General features: G+C 66.1%; 15 protein-coding genes and 1 pseudogene. 5 read left to right on the top strand and 11 right to left on the bottom strand.

Translation table 11 applies throughout. The features are described from left to right. Nucleotides 1-8: 8 nt before the first annotated feature. The 8 genes from ABE957_RS16240 to ABE957_RS16205 all read right to left on the bottom strand — a co-directional run bounded on the left by ABE957_RS16240 (nt 9) and on the right by ABE957_RS16205 (nt 7,633). Nucleotides 9-1,238, bottom strand: coding sequence for a benzoate/H(+) symporter BenE family transporter (locus ABE957_RS16240; protein WP_349759714.1), 1,230 nt, complete (start codon nt 1,236-1,238; stop codon nt 9-11). A 100-nt stretch (nt 1,239-1,338) separates the two neighbouring features. Next, entirely contained in the window at nt 1,339-2,139 is an 801-nt protein-coding gene (gene benD / locus ABE957_RS16235) for a benzoate diol dehydrogenase BenD (protein ID WP_349759713.1), read from the bottom strand. Beyond that, entirely contained in the window at nt 2,136-3,179 is a 1,044-nt protein-coding gene (benC, locus tag ABE957_RS16230) for a benzoate 1,2-dioxygenase electron transfer component BenC (protein ID WP_349759712.1), read from the bottom strand. The genes benD and benC overlap by 4 nt, the downstream gene beginning before the upstream one ends. A 24-nt stretch (nt 3,180-3,203) precedes the next feature. Continuing rightward, complete coding sequence (gene benB, locus ABE957_RS16225; protein WP_349759711.1) at nt 3,204-3,692, bottom strand: benzoate 1,2-dioxygenase small subunit; 489 nt, start codon at nt 3,690-3,692, stop codon at nt 3,204-3,206. 29 nt (nt 3,693-3,721) lie between these two features. Next, complete coding sequence (locus ABE957_RS16220; RefSeq protein WP_349759710.1) at nt 3,722-5,089, bottom strand: Rieske 2Fe-2S domain-containing protein; 1,368 nt, start codon at nt 5,087-5,089, stop codon at nt 3,722-3,724. 75 nt (nt 5,090-5,164) lie between these two features. Further along, on the bottom strand, nt 5,165-6,139 hold the full coding sequence (catA, locus tag ABE957_RS16215) for a catechol 1,2-dioxygenase (RefSeq protein WP_349759709.1): 975 nt from the start codon (nt 6,137-6,139) through the stop codon (nt 5,165-5,167). 68 nt (nt 6,140-6,207) lie between these two features. Next, nucleotides 6,208-6,498, bottom strand: coding sequence for a muconolactone Delta-isomerase (gene catC / locus ABE957_RS16210; protein ID WP_349759708.1), 291 nt, complete (start codon nt 6,496-6,498; stop codon nt 6,208-6,210). Between the two features lie 13 nt (nt 6,499-6,511). After that, nucleotides 6,512-7,633, bottom strand: a complete 1,122-nt coding sequence (locus ABE957_RS16205) for a muconate cycloisomerase family protein (RefSeq protein WP_349759707.1) — start codon at nt 7,631-7,633, stop codon at nt 6,512-6,514. A gap of 104 nt (nt 7,634-7,737) precedes the next feature. Here ABE957_RS16205 and ABE957_RS16200 point away from each other — a divergent pair, with 104 nt between their 5' ends. Then, complete coding sequence (locus ABE957_RS16200; protein WP_349759706.1) at nt 7,738-8,640, top strand: LysR family transcriptional regulator; 903 nt, start codon at nt 7,738-7,740, stop codon at nt 8,638-8,640. 111 nt (nt 8,641-8,751) lie between these two features. Here the strand turns inward: ABE957_RS16200 and ABE957_RS16195 are convergent, their stop codons facing one another. Further along, nucleotides 8,752-9,642, bottom strand: a complete 891-nt coding sequence (locus tag ABE957_RS16195; RefSeq protein ID WP_349759705.1) for a LysR family transcriptional regulator — start codon at nt 9,640-9,642, stop codon at nt 8,752-8,754. 156 nt (nt 9,643-9,798) lie between these two features. On the opposite strand from ABE957_RS16195, the gene ABE957_RS16190 reads away from it, so the two are divergent. Genes ABE957_RS16190 through ABE957_RS16180 form a run of 3 tightly spaced genes read left to right on the top strand, consistent with a single transcriptional unit; the run spans nt 9,799 to nt 12,784 of the window. Continuing rightward, a complete protein-coding gene (locus ABE957_RS16190) occupies nt 9,799-10,011 on the top strand; it encodes a hypothetical protein (RefSeq protein ID WP_349759704.1) in 213 nt (70 codons plus the stop codon). Next, entirely contained in the window at nt 10,004-11,467 is a 1,464-nt protein-coding gene (locus ABE957_RS16185; RefSeq protein ID WP_349759703.1) for a sodium:solute symporter family protein, read from the top strand. The genes ABE957_RS16190 and ABE957_RS16185 overlap by 8 nt, the downstream gene beginning before the upstream one ends. An 18-nt stretch (nt 11,468-11,485) precedes the next feature. Next, on the top strand, nt 11,486-12,784 hold the full coding sequence (locus ABE957_RS16180; RefSeq protein ID WP_349759702.1) for an amidohydrolase: 1,299 nt from the start codon (nt 11,486-11,488) through the stop codon (nt 12,782-12,784). A 96-nt stretch (nt 12,785-12,880) separates the two neighbouring features. On the opposite strand, the gene glyA is transcribed toward ABE957_RS16180, so the two are convergent. After that, on the bottom strand, nt 12,881-14,143 hold the full coding sequence (glyA, locus tag ABE957_RS16175) for a serine hydroxymethyltransferase (protein WP_349759701.1): 1,263 nt from the start codon (nt 14,141-14,143) through the stop codon (nt 12,881-12,883). 93 nt (nt 14,144-14,236) lie between these two features. Continuing rightward, entirely contained in the window at nt 14,237-15,352 is a 1,116-nt protein-coding gene (gene gcvT / locus ABE957_RS16170) for a glycine cleavage system aminomethyltransferase GcvT (protein WP_349759700.1), read from the bottom strand. Between the two features lie 360 nt (nt 15,353-15,712). On the opposite strand from gcvT, the pseudogene ABE957_RS16165 reads away from it, so the two are divergent. Beyond that, nucleotides 15,713-15,835, top strand: a pseudogene (locus ABE957_RS16165) (glycine cleavage system protein H); the annotation flags it as partial.

Raw genomic sequence — 15,835 nt, 5'->3', positions numbered from 1 at the left:
GGCCTCCTCTAGACGGTTGCCTTCGTACGAGAGAAGTCGAAGTCCCTAAACTCGACGAGCATCGAGATCGCGGCCCCCAACACCAGCGCCCAGAAGGAGGAACCGATGCCAAAGATCTGCAGGCCGGACACGGCGATCAGGAAGGAGAACATCGCGCCCACCTCATGCTTGCCGGAGAAGGTCATGTGCATCGCCGAGCCGATCACCCGCAGCAGCGCCAGGCCGGCGATGATGGAGATGAAGTAGCTGGGCATCGCCTCGATCAGGCTGAACACGAAGCCATAGAAGGGGGCCGCCACGATGAAGATGATGCCGACGATGACGGCGGCCACCCAGCGCTTGTCGTGACTGCCGGCTTCCGGCCCGGAACAGATGCCGGTCATCGGTGCCGCGATGCAGGTACTGTGCAGGTTGAAGAAGGCCGAGACCATAGTGCCGATGCCGCCCACGGCGGTAATGGCATTGGCCGGGGCACTCTTGAAGCCCATGCCCTTGACCAGGCCCACGCCGGCCGGCGTCTCCATGCCGACCAGGATCAGCGCCAGCGGCAGCCCATAGGCCAGGAAGGCGTCCAGGGAGAATGCCGGCATGATGAACTCGGGAAACCGGACCGAGAACTCCACGCTCGAGAAGTCGGCCCCGGACATGGCCATGTAGACGACGCCCACGACCAGGGTGACGACCAGCGGCGGTACCGGTCGCAGGAAGCGCGCCGCAAAGAAGAACGACAGGATCATCACCATGGCCGGCAGCATGGCGTTCTCCAGCGGCGTCACCATGTTGATGCCGAACTTGAGCAGGATACCGGCGACCATGCCCATGACGATGGGCATTGGTATCAGCCGCATGACGAGGCTCATCCATCCGGCCAGGCCAACGACCAGCGAGATCGCCCCGGCCATCAGTGTCGCGCCAAGCGCCTCGTTGAGCCCCACGATGGGAATGATCGCGGCGAACAGCAGGGCGCCGGGGATGGAGTTGGCCATCGGCAGGGGCAGCCGATAGTAGGCCGGCACGAACAGCCCGAACAGGCCGTTGATCATCAGGTAGCTGATCACCCACAGCAGGGTGAACTCCTGAGGGAGACCCGCGGCGGTACCGGCACTGATATGGATGATCCCGGCGCTGAGGCCGAAGATCCCCGCCACCAGCCCGGCACTGAGATTATCGGCATTGAGGTCGCGGGCAAAGGCGCGGGGCGCCGACAAGAGCCCGACGCCCTTCTCGAGGTGTTTCATGGGGTGCTCCAGGGGAATTGTTGTGGTTGGTGTAAGGAGGAAGTAGAGAAACGGCGACTCGCGAAAAGCGGCCCGCACCGGGCCGCTCTGTTACCTGGGGCTAACCCTGATCGCCGCCGGCCACGGGGAGGACACTGCCGGTGATATAGCCGGCCTCCTCAGACGCCATGAACAGGATCGGCGCGGCCATCTCGTCCAGGGTCCCGTAGCGACCGAAGAAGCCGCTCTGCTTGGTCTGGTCGATATGCGCCTGGAACCAGGCCTGCTCCGTTGCGTTGCGCGGCGTCGGGGTGCCGCGGGAGATCTTGCGCGGCGGCGCCTCGGTGCCGCCGGGCGCGGTGGCCACCACGCGGATGCCATGCTCGGCATATTCGAAGGCCAGCGAGGCGGTCATGGCATTGACGCCGCCCTTGGCCGCCGAGTAGGGGATCCGATGGATACCGCGGGTCGCCGCCGAGGAGACGTTGACGATCACCCCGCCGCCCTGCGCCACCAGGGTCGGCAGCACCGCCCGACAGCACCACAGGGTGGGCATCAGCGAGCGGGTGATCTCGGCCGAGATCTCGTCAGGGGTGAACTCGGTGAACGGCTTGAAGTTGATCGCCCCGCCCACGTTGTTGATCAGAATGTCGATACGGCCGAAGTGCTCGACGCTCCGGGCCATCACCTCCTCGGCGCCCTCCCAGGTCTCCAGGTCGGCCTGCAAGGCGATGGCGTCGACGCCCTGCTCGACCAGCCCCGCCACCACCTCATGGACGAGGTCGGCACGATCCACCAGCGCCAGGCGCGCGCCCTCTGCACCGGCACGCTCGGCGACTCGCTGCCCGATGCCCTGGGCCGCGCCGGTGATGACCATGACCCGATCCTGAAAGCGTGAGCCGTCGAGGCGCGCCATGCTCATAACGCCTCCTTGGGGGCCTGGTTCGGCGTGAACTTCTCGTAGTGGAAGCTCTGCGGCACAATGCCTTCCTTGTCGAAGTGCTTGAGCACGGCATCGACCATCGGGGGCGGCCCGCACAGGTAGACGTCGATGTCGCCGTCGTGCAGCACCTCGCCGTCCATATGATGGGTCACGTAGCCCTTGCGCGGATGCTCGCTGGCCTCATCCATCACCACGGTGGAGTAGGTGAAGTTCGGCAGCTCCTTCGCGAAGTACTCCAGGGCATCGACCTTGACCAAGTGGTCGTCCTTGTTGACGCCGTAGATCAGGTGGATCGGCTGCTCATTGGCCTCCCCTTCCGCCTTCTTCTGCACCAGCAGCTCGAGCATGGAGAGGAAGGGCGCGAGGCCCGTGCCGCCGGCCAGCATCAGCACCGGGCGCTTGATCTCGCGCAGGTAGAAGCTGCCCATCGGCCCGGTCAGGGCCAGGCGATCGCCAACCTGGGCGCGCTCGGTCAGGTAGCCGCTCATCACCCCGTTAGGGATATTGCGGATCAGGAAGGTCGCCCGCCGATCACCGGGCTTGGAGCTGAAGGAGTAGGAGCGATGCTGATCGCTGCCCGGCACATCGATATGGATGTACTGCCCCGGCAGGAAGGCCAGCGCGGCCTCGTCGTCCAGGTCGATCCCCAGCTCGATGCTGTCCTCGGAGAGTTGCTCGACCACGGCCACGCTGCCCTCGAGCTTGCCCACCGCAGTCTTGCACAGGCTGGAGGCCACCGGGATCTGGATGACGCAGTCGGAGGACGGCACCATCTGGCAGGTCAGCACCTGGCCCTCGGCGGCCTCCTCGTCGGAGAGCGCCTCATCCAGGTACTCGTCTCCCATGTCGAAACCGCCCTGCTCACAGTGGCCCTTGCAGGTGCCGCAGACGCCATCGGAGCAGTCCATCGGCAGGTTGACCTTCTGACGATAGGCGGCGTCCAGGACCGTCTCCCCTGCCTTGCAACCGATGAAGCGGGTGACGCCGTCCTCGAAGTTAAGGGCAATGGTGTAGCTCATGATCGAATCTCCTCCCGCACCGGGTCAGATGTGATAGATATCGATGACCTGGTGGATGTAGTCGTTGTTGAGTTGCACGACCTTTCTGGTGATCAGCGGCGCCTCGCCCGACACATCCAGGGTATAGAAGGCGCTGCCGAAGTAGCTGTCGGTCTTCTTGTAGCGGTGGCTCAGGGTGTGCCAGTTGAAACGCACCTCCACCGTGTCACCCGCCTCCTTCAGCACCTCGAGGTTGGTGATTTGGTGGGTGGTCCGCGGCTCCGGCGTGCTCGCCCCGCTGCGCTCGGTCTTGATCCGGTAGACCCGATCCTCGAGACCCTCGCGGTTCGGATAGTAGATCAGCGAGATCTCGCTATGCGGGTCCCGGGTCAGCTGGTCGTCATCGTCCCAGGCCGGCATCCAGAACTCGGCGTCCTGGCGGTAGCACTCCAGCCACTCGTCCCACTGGCGGTCGTCGAGCAGGCGCGCCTCGCGGTACAGGAAGGCCTGGATGTCGTGGTAGCTGATACTCATGTCTGTTCTCCCCTTCTCGGTTCGTGCGCTTACGCGGACTGGGTAGCGATGAACTGGCTGCGTTCCTTGTCGATGGCACGCAGCATCTCCTTGACCCAGTGCTGGTGGTGCAGCACGTAGAGCCCCTCATCTTCCGGGGAGGCACCGCTGAGCAGCGGCTTCATGTCGATCGCCTGGGCGTTCTCGTCGGCCCCCTCGATCCACTGCTTGGCGCCGCGGGAGAGGTCGTTCCACTCGGCCAGCTGGCCGTGGTAGCCGTCCTGACAGGCGCGGAACTCCTCGAGGTCGTCCGGCGTGCCCATGCCCGAGACGTTGAAGAAGTCCTCGTACTGGCGGATGCGCACGCGACGGTTCTCTGCCGACTCGCCCTTGGGCGCGAAGCAGTAGATGGTGACCTCGGTCTTGTCGACGGAGAGCGGACGCAGCACGCGGATCTGCGTGGAGAACTGGTCCATCAGGTAGACGTTGGGATAGAGGCAGAGGTTACGGGTCTGGTTGACGATGGAGTCCGCTCGCGCCGCGCCGAGCTCTTCCTCGATCTCGTCCTCGCGGGTGTAGACGGGCCGCACCTCGGGGTTGAGCAGCCGGGTCCACAGCATCATGTGACCGTTCTCATAGGAGTAGAAGCCGCCCTGGCTCTTCGACCAGCCGTCGGCGTCCACCGCCTTGGTGCCGCCGGCATCGTAGTTGCGACGCTCCATGGTCGAGGCATAGTTCCAGTGCACCGAGCTCACGTGGTAGCCGTCGGCGCCGTTCTCGGCCTGCAGCTTCCAGTTGCCGCTATAGGTGTACGACGACGTGCCGCGCAGGATCTCCAGGCCTTCCGGCGCCTGGTCGACGATGTTGTCGATGACCTTGGTGGTCTCGCCCAGGTACTCTTCCAGCGGCTGGACGTCATCGCTCAGGCTGCCGAACAGGAAGCCCTTGTAGTTGGCGAACCGCGGCAGGCGCTTGAGGTCGTGGGAACCCTCCTGCTTGAAGCCTTCCGGATAGGCGCCGTTCTTCTCGTTCTTGGCCTTGAGCAGCTTGCCGTCGTTCTTGAAGGTCCAGCCGTGGAAGGGGCAGGTGAAGGTGCCCTTGTTGCCCTGCTTGCGGCGGCACAGGGTGGCGCCACGGTGGGCACAGGCGTTGATCAGGCCGTGCAGCTCGCCCTGCTTGTCGCGGGTGATGACCACCGGCTGGCGGCCCATGGTCACGGTGAAGTAGTCGCCCGGCTCGGCGATCTGGCTCTCGTGGGCCAGGAACAGCCAGTTGCCCTCGAAGATGTGCTTCATCTCCAGGTCGAAGAAGGCAGGGTCGGTGAACATGCTGCGGTGGCAGCGGAAGATGCCGTTGTCGGCGTCGTCGACGACGGCGCTGCGGACGCGTTCCTTGAGTTGGTCAAGCTGAGTGGTCATGGTCCATCTCCTCGATTGTTTTGAGAAGAGGCTCCGCCGTGAGGCGAAGTCTCCGTTCGTCAGTGGGGTAACGGCTCAGACCTTGGCGGTGCCGGCGAGCTGGCTGGCCTGGTCCTGCTCGTCTTCCTTGGCCCGCGGGCGAGCATGACGGGTCTGCAGTTCGGCCACGTCGGTCCTCGACAGCTCGACGTCGAACACCACCTCGGAGAAGGGACCGTCCAGCTCGCGCCGGGCGATCTCGTCCGCCGCCTCGATGCGGTGGGCCGGCACCACCAGCTCCTCGCGCGTCGCGAAGGCGAAGTCATCAAAGGTGTAGGGGTCGCCCGCCAGGTTGATCTGGGTGGTCAGGTGCTGGTGACCCGGCGCCGAGACGAAGTAGTGGATGTGCGCCGGGCGCTCGCCATGACGGCCCAGGGACTTGAGCACTACGTCGGTGGGGGCACCCTCTGGCACGCCGTAGCCGGACGGGATGATGCTGCGCGCGGTGTAACGGCCTTTGCTGTCGGTATAGATGGTGCGGCGCAGGTTGTACTCGCTCTGGGTCTTGTCGAAGAAGGAGTAGCCGCCCTTGGAGTTGGCGTGCCATACCTCGACCTTGGCGCCGGCGATGGGGGTGCCGTCGACGTCACGCACCTGACCGGTCAGCCACATCGCCTCGCCATCCCGGTCCTGGCCATCGTCCATGCGCGCGAAGCCCTCGGCTTCCGGGGCGCCGGCCACGTAGAGCGGGCCTTCGATGGTGCGCGGGGTGCCGCCGGTGCGCTGGGCCTCGGCATCGATAGCGTCCTGGCGCATGTCCAGGAAGTGATCGAAGCCCAGGCCCGGCGACAGCAGGCCGAACTGCGTCTGGCTGCCCAGCGCATTGAGCAGGTTAACGGCTGACCAGTACTCCTCCTCGCTGACATCGAAGTCATCGATCAGCTTGAACAGGTCGGAGATCAGACGATGGACGATCTGCTTGGCGCGCTCGTTGCCGCCCTGCTGGTCGAAGCCGGCGATGGCGTTCAGGAAGTCCTGGACTTCGGGGGTATCGAAAATCTTCACGGTCATGGTCGGTTATCCTCGATTGTTATCTGATGCTGTCCCGCAGGCGGGAGATGGCGTGCTTCATCCGTGACTCAGGTGTCGTCCTGGCGGATGGAGGACGGGTGGCGACACAGCGGCTTGACGCTGATCTCCATGTAGGGGAAGAGGGGCAGGTTGCTGACCAGCTCCTGCAGCTCGGCGTTATCCTCGACGTCGAAGATGCTGACGTTCGAATAGCTGCCGGCCACGCGCCACAGATGGCGCCACTTGCCGGAGCGCTGTAGCTCCTGGGAGTAGGCTTTCTCGGTCGCCTTGATCTCGGCGGCCTGCTCGGCCGGCATGGACAGCGGCAGCTTGACGGTCATTTCCACCTGAAACAGCATGGCGTTCTCCTTCTCAGTTCTTGCGCGCATAGTGGGCGAGCTTGTCTTCGTCCAGGGCGATGCCGAGACCCGGGCCCTGGGGCAGGTCGACACCAAACTCGCGGTAGTTGAGCGGCTCGGCGACGATGTCGTCTTTGAGCAGCAGCGGACCGAACATCTCGGTGCCCCATGCCATCTCGGGCAGCGTCGCCCAGGCGTGAAGTGCGGCGGCCGTGCCGATGGTGCCCTCGAGCAGGGTGCCGCCGTAGAGACCGATGCCGGCGGCCTGGGCCACATGGGCCAGTTCCAGTACCCCGTGCAGCCCGCCGGACTTGGCGATCTTCAGGGCGAAGGCGCCGCTGAAGCCGCCGGCGGCAAGCTCAAGGCCGTCGCGGGCATCCTGAACGGCCTCGTCGGCCAGCATCGGCACGTTGAAGCGACATGACAGGCGAGTCAGGCCGGCATGTTCGCGGGCGGGAATGGCCTGCTCGATCAGCTCGATGCCGGCGTCCTGCAGCGCCTGAATGCCGCGCACCGCGGTGGGCTCGTCCCACGCCTGGTTGACGTCGACCCTGACGCTTGCCCGATCGCCCAGGGCCTCCTTGATGGCGGCGACGTGGCGGACATCCTGGTCTACCGGGTTGGCGCCGATCTTGAGCTTGAAGTCGCAGTGGCGACGTTGCTCGAGGCGCAGCAGGGCTTCGTCGATGTCCTTCTCGGTATCGCCGCTGGCCAGGGTCCAGAGCACCGGCAGATGCGCCTGTCGAACACCGCCCAGAAGCTCGGCCACCGAGAGGCCCAGCCGCTTGCCCTGGGCGTCGAGGAGCGCGGTTTCCAGCGCCGACTTGGCGATGGCGTTGCCGCGGGCCTGGCGGTTCAGCCGGGCACGCAGCCGATGGATGTTGCCCGACGGCTGACCGATCAGCAGCGGCGCCAGGTAGGCATCGATGTTGGTCTTGATACTCTCGGGACTCTCGGGGCCATAGGCCAGGCCGCCGATGGTGGTGGCCTCGCCGAGCCCCTCGATGCCATCGCTGTGGCGCATCCGCACGATGACCATGGTCTGGCAGGCCATGGTGGTCATGGAGAGCTTGTGTGGGCGGATGGTCGGCAGGTCGACCAGCAGCGTCTCGATACGTTCGATCACGGATGACATGGGGGCTCCGAACTCCGGGAATCGGGTGATTGGATGGCAGTCTGATTGCAGCGCGAAGACCGAACCAATATTGTTTGGGTGCCCAGCCATACCCAGGAGGTATCATGGAACTGCGCCATCTCAGGTACTTCTGCGTGGTCGCCGAGGAGCTGAACCTGACCTGCGCTGCCGAACGGCTGCACATGTCACAGCCTCCTTTATCAAGGCAGATCAAGCAGTTAGAGAAGGAAGTCGGGGCCGAGCTGTTCGAACGGGGCTCCCGTGGCCTGCGCCTGACCACCACTGGCCAGTTCTTTCGGCAGCACGCCATCCAGATACTGGAAAAGGTCGATGCCACCCTGGATGCCACACGACGCATGGCCCGCAGCAAGCGCGTCATGTTCGGCATCGGCTTCGTGCCATCGGTGTTTTATGGGCAGTTGCCGCTGCTGGTGCGCGACTTACGACAAAAGGATAATGTCGAGCTGAGCCTGGCGGAGCTGACCACGGTGCAGCAGATCCAGGCCCTGAAGGCGGGTCGCATCGATCTGGGCTTCGGCCGGCTGAAGATCGACGACCCCGACGTGGAGCAGGAGGTGCTGTTCGACGAGCCGGTGCTGGCCGCCCTGCCGGCGGGTCACCCGCTGGAGGGCACCACCCCGACCCTCGAGCAGCTCGCCCGCTATCCGCTGATCCTGTTTCCCGCCAAGCCACGCCCCAGCATGGCCGACACGATGCTCGGGCTCTTCCGTCGCCAGGGACTGAAGGTCGAGGTGGTGCAGGAAGCCAACGAGCTGCAGACGGCTCTGGGCCTGGTGGCCTCGGAGATCGGTATCAGCCTGGTCCCGGAGCAGGTCAGACGCGTTCAGCGCGACGGCATCAGCTATGTCTATCTCGCCGACCGGAGCATCACAGCCCCCGTCATCTGCAGCCGCCGCCGCGGGGAGCCCCCCTCCCCGGTGATGCAGGCGGCCACCGCCATCCTCGAGGTGCTGGTGGAGAATCGCCGCAGCGGCCGCTACCCCTGAGACCGAACAAACGACCTATCGGCAGGGGCCGTCATGGGCCCCTAGCAGGTTCCGGGACGTCGGCCTTCATGAGGTCCTGAGTTCAACAATCGCTGATATTGATGCATTTCCTCACCCGAAAACCTCGTCGATCAGGCCAATCAGGTTGTGGAGGGCCGGCGAGTCATTGGTCGACCGCCAGGCCAGCCATAGCGGCATGTCGCAGGCCTCGAGTTCCGGCAGGTGGACGAAGCGGATGCCGGGCATGGGATGCGAGCTGCTGGCCGAGGGTACGATGGCCACCCCCAACCCCGCCGCCACCATGCTGAGGATGGTGATATTGTCGGCCCCGTACTGGACCACTCGTGGCGAGAACCCGAGGCGCTGAAAGTGCGCCATCACCCGGTCGTAGTAGAGCGGGGAGGCACTGCGAACCCCCCAGACGAAGTCGGTCTTCGCCAGCTCCACCAGCCGGCGCGGCGGCGTGGAAGACCAGCGCGAGGTCTCCGGCACGGCAAGCATCAGATGGTCATGCTGCAGGAGTCGTGTCTCGAGCTCCGGCTGCTCGGCGCTGTCCAGATAGAGGATGCCGGCATCCAGGCTCCCTTCCCGCAGTCGCTCCAGCTGTGGCCCGGAGAGCAGCGGGAAGACCTCGAAGGCCACCCGGGGATAGCGATCTCGATAGCTCCCCAGCAGCCGCGCCACCTCCGGCACCCAGAGGTGGGTCACCGTCACGCCCAGGCAGACCCTGCCGGTCATTCCCTGCCCCAGCGAGACGAGGCGCGCCCGGAGCCGGGTGCGTCGGTCGAGCAGCTCCTGAGCCTCCTCATACAGGGCCTGACCCGCCACGGTGAGACGCACGCCCCGGGCATGGCGGTCGAACAGTCGCGTCTCGAGATCCTCCTCCAGCAGGCGAATCTGGCGCGTCAGTGCCGGCTGGGCGACATGCACGTGACGGCTGGCCGCGGAGATGGAGCCGGTCTCGACGACGGCGATGAAGTAGCTGAGTTGGCGGAACTCCATGGCTCTCCTCGGTACAGGAAAGGGTGGCGTCAGACTCTACCCATACCATAAAAGCATCCCTGCGATACCAAACCTATATTTTTTCTATCGCTGAATGCCTCCCATAGTGTCGGTACAACCCATAACAAGACTCGTCTCGGCGAGCTGGACCCTCCCATGAACAAGACCTATCACCTGCTAACGGGACTGCACTTCGCGCTGTGCACCCTGGCCATGATCTGGCCCGGCGCCCTGATCGCCAACCGCATCGCGCCCACCGTGCTGGGCCTGCCCTTCCTGTTCTTCTGGTACGTGCTGTGGATGCTGGTGCTCTTCGCCGGCATGTGGGTCGCCTTCGTCGTCCGTCACGGAGGGGGCCGCCATGAGTGATTCCGTCATCATCATCGGCATCACGCTCGTCTACCTGGCGATGGTGCTGGCGGTGGGGCTGCGCGCCCGCGGCCAGTCGAGCTCGAGCCTGGAGGGTTACGTGGCCGGTGGCCGCCACGTGGGTGTGGTGATCCTGTTCTTCATCCTCGGCGCCGAGATCTTCTCGGCCTTCGCCTTCCTCGGCACCCCCGGCTGGGCCTATCAGCACGGCGCGCCGGCCTTCTATATCCTGGCGTATCTCTCGCTGGTGCCGATCACCATCTGGGCCCTGGGTCCGCGGGTGGCCAAGCTCGGCCGCGAGCGGGGCTACCTGACCCAGGGCGACATGATCGCCGATCACTACCGCAGCAAACCGCTCGGCATGCTGGCCGGCCTCATCGGCGTGGTGGCCCTGGTGCCCTACCTGACCATCCAGATCGCCGGCGCCGGCCTGCTATTCCAGGCCGCGACCGACGGCATGGTGCCCTTCTGGCTGGGCGGCCTGCTGGCCTTCGTGGTGGTGGCGGCCTACGTGTTCTGCAGTGGCCTGAGCGGCATCGGCTGGACCAACCTGGTGCAGGGCGTGATGATGATCGCCATCGCCTGGTTCCTGGGGCTCGCCATCTCCGGGCGCCTGTATGGCGGCGTGGGCGAGATGTTCACCCAGCTCCAGCAGCAGGCGCCGGAATATCTGACCATGCCCGGGGCCACCGGCATGGGCTGGGGCTACTTCAGTACCGCGGTGCTGGTCAGCGCCTTCGGCGGCGCCATGTGGCCGCACCTGTTCATGAAGTTCTACTCGGCCGACAGCGGCAGGACCCTGCGCAAGGTCAGCGTCTTCTACCCGCTCTATGCCTACCTGCTGGTTCCCCTGCTGTTCATCGGCTTCGCCGGCATCCTGGCCTTTGCCGACACGCCGCTGGAGCGCGCCGACACCGTGCTGCTGAAGATGGTGATGGAGGTGGCCGACTTCTCGCCCTGGGTGATCGGCCTGATGCTCTCCGGCGCCCTGGCGGCGGCCATGTCCACCGGGGCCAACCTGGCCCATACCGCGGCCATCGTGCTGGTGCGCGACGTCCTGGGGACCACCGTGATGAAGCACGCCAGTGAGAAGACCACGGTCGGCGTGACGCGCTGGAGCGTACTGGGGCTGTCGCTGGCGGCGTATCTGATCGCGCTGCTCAATCCCGGCTCCCTGGTGATGATCCTGCTCACCGCCTACGGGGTGATCATCCAGCTGTTCCCGATGGTGATCGGGGCGCTGTTCATGCCGCGACTGCGCCGGGCCAGCGTGATGGCGGGGGCGCTCGCCGGCAGCCTGGCCTTCCTGCTGATGGAGTTCGTCTGGAGCTCGCCGCTGGGCTGGCACGCCGGCGTCTGGGCGATGCTGCTCAACGTGGCGGTGGTCGCCGCCTGGCAGCGTCTCGATCACGCCTCGCGCAACGGCCACCCCGTGGCCACCCCCTCCAGCCACTGACCTGCCAGGGAGACCCCGATGACGACGCAAACCGATATGCCGGCGCTCAAGGGCGCCATCGGCGCCCAGGTGGAGGCGACCCTCGAGAGGGTTCAGGCGCTGTACCGCCAGATCCACCAGCATCCCGAGCTGCCCTTCGAGGAGCACGAGACCAGCGAGCGACTCGCCGAGGCGCTGGAGACACTGGGCTATGAGGTAACCCGCGGCGTGGGCGGCACCGGCGTGGTGGCCCTGCTCCACAACGGCGAGGGCCCCACGGTGATGCTGCGCGGCGACATGGACGCCCTGCCGATCCAGGAGGCCACCAACCTGGCGTTCGCCAGCACGCGCACGGCCGAGACCGAGAGCGGCACGGTGCCGCTGATGCACGCCTGCGGCCACGACCTGCACAGCAGCTGCGTGGTGGGCGCCGCCGCGGTGATGGCCGGACTCAAGGCACACTGGTCCGGCACCCTGATGTTGATCTGCCAGCCCGCCGAGGAGATCTTCGGCGGGGCCAGGGCGATGCTCGATGACGGCCTCTACACGCGCTTCTCCCGGCCGGATGTCATCTTCGGCCAGCACAACATGCCGGCTCTGGCCGGCACCATCGGCCACCGTGCCGGCAGCACCATGGCCGCCTGCACCAACCTGGCGGTGACGATCCACGGCGCCGGCGGTCACGGTTCCATGCCCGCCCAGACGGTGGACCCGGTGGTGATCGCCGCCCATGTGGTCACCCGCCTGCAGACCATCGTCTCCCGCGAGGTGCCCCCGGAGGAGACCGTGGTGGTCACCGTCGGCAAGCTTGCCGCCGGCACCCAGGCCAACATCATCCCCCACTCCGCCGAGCTCGAGATCAATATCCGCAGCTTCGACAACGCCCTGCACCGCCAGGTCGTGGACGCGATCGAGCGCATCGTTCGCGCCGAGTGCGAGGCCGGCCGCTCGCCCCGCCCCCCGGAGTGCCGCGTGCTCAACGAGACCCTCGCCCTGCACAACGATCCCACGGCCGTCGAGCGGGTGCGACGAGCCCACGGCGAGCACTTCGGCGAGGCCAGCCTCTACGCCATGCCGCGCCTCAACGGCAGCGAGGACTTCCCCTTCTTCGGTAACGCCACGGAGGGCGGCTTCGGCGGCGAGGATATCCCCTACGTCTACTGGTTCATCGGTGCCACCCCCGCCGAGCGCTGGGCCGAGACGCCGGGTGAGAGCGTGGCGGAGAAGATGCGCCACCTGGAGATGCCCCACTCGCCGTACTATTTCCCGGGCAACGAGGTCACGCTGCGCACCGGCATCGAGGCCATGGCCGCCGGGGCCCTCGCCTACCTGGGCTAGTCACCGCAGGAGACCTTGGCCCTGGAGAAACGAAAGAGGGGCGGCATCCCTGGATGCCGCCCCTCCTCTTGTCGTCACCTCACACCGAGATCACACCTAGGCGTAGACGGGATGGGCCCGGCAGAGCGCTTCTGCCTTGTCGCGCACGGTCTGCTCGATGGCGGTCGTGTCATCGCCGGCGGCCAGGACATCCAGCACGTCGCAGATCCAGCCCGCCAGGCTCTCGCACTCCTCGACGCCGAAGCCGCGGGTGGTCACCGCCGGAGTGCCGAGGCGCAGGCCGGAGGTGACGAAGGGGCTCTGCGGGTCGTTGGGCACGGCGTTCTTGTTGACGGTGATATGCGCCCGGCCCAGCGCCGCGTCGGCGTCCTTGCCGGTCACGCCCTGGGCGATCAGCGAGACCAGGAAGAGGTGGTCGTCGGTGCCGCCGGAGACCACGTCATAGCCGCGCGCCATGAACACCCCGGCCATGGCCCGGGCGTTGTCGATCACCCGCTGCTGGTACTGGACGAACTCCTGGCTCATGGCCTCCTTGAAGGCCACCGCCTTGGCGGCGATCACGTGCATCAGCGGGCCGCCCTGCTGGCCCGGGAAGACCGCACTGTTGAGCTTCTTGTGGAGCGCTTCATCCGCGTGCGAAGAGAGGATCAGGCCGCCGCGGGGGCCGCGCAGGGTCTTGTGGGTGGTGGTGGTCACCACATGGGCATGGGGCAGCGGGCTCGGATAGTGCCCGGCGGCCACCAGGCCCGCCACATGGGCCATGTCGACCAGCAGCCAGGCCCCCACCTCGTCGGCGATGGCGCGGAAGCGCCGCCAGTCGACCACCCGGGCATAGGCGGAGAAGCCGGCAATGATCAGCTTGGGCTGGTGCTCACGAGCGAGGCGCTCGACCTCGTCGTAGTCGATCTCGCCGGTCTCGACGTTCAGGCCGTACTGGACGGCGTGGTAGTACTTGCCGGAGAAGTTGGGGGCCGCGCCGTGGGTCAGGTGGCCGCCATGGTCGAGACTCATCCCCAGGATGGTGTCGCCCGGCTTGACCAGCGCCATGAAGGCCGCGGCATTGGCCTGGGCCCCGGAGTGCGGCTGGACGTTGGCGTAGTCCGCGCCGAACAGGTCGCAGGCCCGCTGGATGGCCAGCGCCTCCACCTTGTCCACGAACTCGCAGCCGCCGTAGTAGCGCTTGCCGGGATAGCCCTCGGCGTACTTGTTGGTCAGCTGGCTGCCCTGGGCCTCCATGACCGCGCGGCTCGCGTAATTCTCGGAGGCAATCAGCTCGATGTGCGCCTCCTGGCGCCCCTCCTCTTCGCGAATTGCCCGCAGCAGATCGCGATCGGCATCCTGCAGATGGGTGAACGACATGACGACATCCTCTTGATTGTTAGGGGTGGTGCCTCTGCATGCCCGCCGGGCTGGCCTCGGGGCCTCCCGGCGGGCGGATCGTGGCCCGCGGCCTCACTTGCCGCGGTAGTAGCCCGGGGTGACGAAGGGGGTCTTGGTCACCACCATGGACAGGCGCTTGCCCCGCACCTCGGCATAGACGGTGGTGCCGGGCTCGGCCAGGGCGACGGGCACGTAGCCCATGGCCACCGGCTTGCCCACCGTGGGGCCGAAGCCGCCGGAGGTGACCCGGCCCAGGGCGTTACCCTCGGCATCAAAGAGCTCGGTGCCCTCGCGCACCGGCGCCCGGCCCTCGCCGAGCAGGCCGACCCGCTTGCGGGCGTGGTCCTTGGCCTCGACCTGGTGGAGGATCCGGTCGGCGCCGGGGAAGCCGCCCGGGCGCTCCCCGCCGTTCCGGCGCGGCTTGCCGATGGCCCAGATCAGCCCGCCCTCGACCGGCGTGGTGCCGGTGTCGATATCGTGGCCATAGAGGCAGAGCCCGGCCTCCAGGCGCAGGGAGTCACGGGCCCCCAGGCCGATGGCCTCGACCTCCGGCTCCGCCAGCAGGCGGCGGGCCAGGGCCTCGCTCTGGTCGGCCGGCACCGAGATCTCGAAGCCGTCTTCGCCGGTGTAGCCGCTGCGGCTGATCCACACCGGGATGCCGTCGATCTCGAAATGACCATGCTGCATGAAGACCATCTCGCAGGCCTCGGGGCAGAGGCGCGCCATCACCTCGGCGGTCTTCGGGCCCTGCAGGGCCAGCAGGCCGCGATCGAGTTCCTCCACCGCGTAGCCCTCGGGCAGGTGCTGGCGCAGGTGGGCGATGTCCTCCGACTTGCAGGCGGCATTGACCACCAGGTAGAGGTGATCCCCGTTGTTGACCACCATCAGGTCGTCGAGGATGCCGCCCTCCTCTGAGGTGAACAGCGCGTAGCGCTGCATGCCGGCCGGCAGGCCGACGAGATCGGCGGGCACCAGGGTCTCCAGCGCCTCGGCGGGATTCGGCCCGTGCAGCAGCACCTGCCCCATATGGGAGACGTCGAACAGGCCGCTGGCGCCGCGCGTATGCTCATGCTCCTTCTTGACGCCCAGGGGGAACTGGACGGGCATCTCGTAGCCGGCAAAGGGCACCATCTTGGCCCCCAGCTCGACATGCAGGGCATACAGGGGGGTGTGCTTCATCTCGCTCATGGACCGCCTCGGGTTGACGAAGAAAAGAGAGGTGTTCGATACGGCCGCCATCGGCGGGCGACCGCCCTCGCGTGCCCCAAGACTAGACGAAGTTTCTTAAAGGAAACAAGCATCGCTTTGGAGAAACTCTTCTCGCCATCGCCCTCATGACCGCGAACATGGCAAGAAGCACATCGGTCTGCTCATCTCTAAAGCATTGAATTAACGAGACAACACCCACCCATACCAAATCGCTCCGCCGCCTTTTATTCGAATATAGTCTTTGTATATTTACAAAACACCTAGTCAAAAAGGTTGGCGGCCCGCCGCGGTTGTCCTAGGATTCCCTGGTCAAAAACAAATTTCTTATAGGAAACACAGATGAGCTCTATCCCCGCCAACCTGCGCTACGCCGACAGCCACGAATGGGTCCTGGACAACGGCGATGGCAGCGTGACCATCGGCATCACCGACCATGCCCAGGAGGCGCTGGGCGACGTGGTC

Origin of the sequence: Halomonas pelophila, from assembly GCF_040196315.1 — a bacterium.
Taxonomy (GTDB): Bacteria; Pseudomonadota; Gammaproteobacteria; order Pseudomonadales; family Halomonadaceae; genus Halomonas; species Halomonas pelophila.
The sequence above is the reverse complement of the archived record's forward strand: the minus strand, read 5'-3'. Positions and strand labels throughout refer to the sequence as shown.